At 39.7% G+C, this 1,686-nt stretch carries 1 protein-coding gene and 1 pseudogene; one reads left to right on the forward strand and one right to left on the reverse strand.

Annotated elements, in window-relative coordinates:
• Window positions 1–357 precede the first annotated feature (357 nt).
• Window positions 358–528 (forward strand): annotated as a pseudogene (locus F6K20_RS37355) (helix-turn-helix domain-containing protein); the annotation flags it as partial.
• A 92-nt stretch (window positions 529–620) separates the two neighbouring features.
• Here the strand turns inward: F6K20_RS37355 and upp are convergent.
• Window positions 621–1,256: a uracil phosphoribosyltransferase gene (upp, locus tag F6K20_RS37360; protein ID WP_287298236.1), complete on the reverse strand. Its 636-nt coding sequence runs from the start codon at window positions 1,254–1,256 to the stop codon at window positions 621–623.
• Window positions 1,257–1,686: the final 430 nt, after the last annotated feature.

Below are 1,686 nucleotides of genomic sequence, written 5' to 3' on the forward strand. Positions count from 1 at the left end.
TTAATAAGTTTTAACCCTTTTGCTCATAGCCTGCTCCCAATAAATGCTTCTTAACTCTGAGGCGCGCGTCTCCTATAAGGACGGGGCGCGATTACCCAATTTTTTCGGTAACGGTTGTGGATCTAGCAGTTGCAACCCTAGAGACACGGAAATATTGTATTTTTCCACTAGATACTGCTCTCCATCGTGTAGGGTGCATCTCAGTTTTGCAATTAGGCAAAACTGAGATTCACCCTCGCACCGCAAGTGAGAGACAGAGCTATAGCAGAAGTCAGAAGTCAGAAGTCAGAAGTTAAACTCAAGCCAAACTGTAGTTTGAGACTTTTGTCATGTCCTAACTGCCCTGGCGACTGCTATAAATGTATATTGTTGAGTTATCAAAAGTTTTATATCAATGAATTAACGTCACTATTTGGAGTCAATCGAAAAACTATATATAACTGGTTAAATAGATGGGAATATCAAAAAATAAGAGGAATATATAATCAAAAAGGTAGGGGCAGAAAACCTAAGTTGAATCAGGAGCAAAAGACATTTCCATAATACTATAGTAAACTTTTGCCTCTTGCCTCTTGCCTCTTGCCTCTTGCCTCTTGCCTTGTCCGTAGCGCTATATTAGATTACTTCGTACCATACAAGCGATCGCCTGCATCCCCAAGTCCTGGAATAATATAGCCATGGTGATCTAATTCTTGATCAATAGCCGCCGTGTAAATCACTACATCTGGATGCTGCTGTTGGAAATAGTCAAGCCCTTGCTGTGCTGCTAATAAGCACAGAAACTTAATTGACTTCGGGCTAACTTCCTTGAGTCGGTCAACAGCAGCAACGGCAGTATTACCTGTAGCTAACATCGGATCAACCACCAACACATCTCGCTGACTCATATCATCGGGGAGTTTGAAATAATATTCGATGGGTACAAAGGTATGGGGGTCACGGTACAAACCGATATGACCGACACGAGACGATGGGATGAGTTCTAGAATGCCATCTAACAGACCCTGTCCGGCTCGCATAATCGAGACAATCACCATCTTCTTTTCTGAAGCCAGCATCGGAGCTAGCATCGGCGCGATTGGTGTATTGATTGGTTCATACTTTAGGGGCAAGTCCCTTGTTACCTCGTATGCCAACAATAACCCAACTTCTTTAAGGAGTTTACGAAATTTGGCTGTACTCGTTCCAGCCTGACGCATCAGGCTTAACTTATGCTGCACAAGGGGATGGTGAATTACTTTGACATTATTGATCATCAGTGATTGATCATCAGTGATTGGTGGCGACCTATTTGACTTTAACAGAATGTGAGACTATTTCAAAAATAAACGGTTGCGTGGATAATTTGTATATGGCTAATTTTTAGATAAAGTGTGATTAGCGCATTAATTATTGCCACATAAATAATGATATAGCATTTCCGGCTGATTTATCATAACACCAAAAAATATTCCTATTTCCTGCTGTTCCCTATTCCCTGTTCCCTATTCCCTTTTTATATCAATCCTATGTTTACATCTCAACTAAAAATTCTATATTATGAATACTAAATTATTGAGTAGACCTCTCCAAAAAACAAACTTATGGTAAAATAAGATAAAATTAATCACTTTTATCAACCTCAAAAACCATGAGCTACACTTGGAACTACATCCAAAAAAATCCTAAACAAACAAAAAGATTGCT

The organism is Moorena sp. SIO2C4 (assembly GCF_010672485.1).
GTDB lineage: Bacteria > Cyanobacteriota > Cyanobacteriia > Cyanobacteriales > Coleofasciculaceae > Moorena > Moorena producens.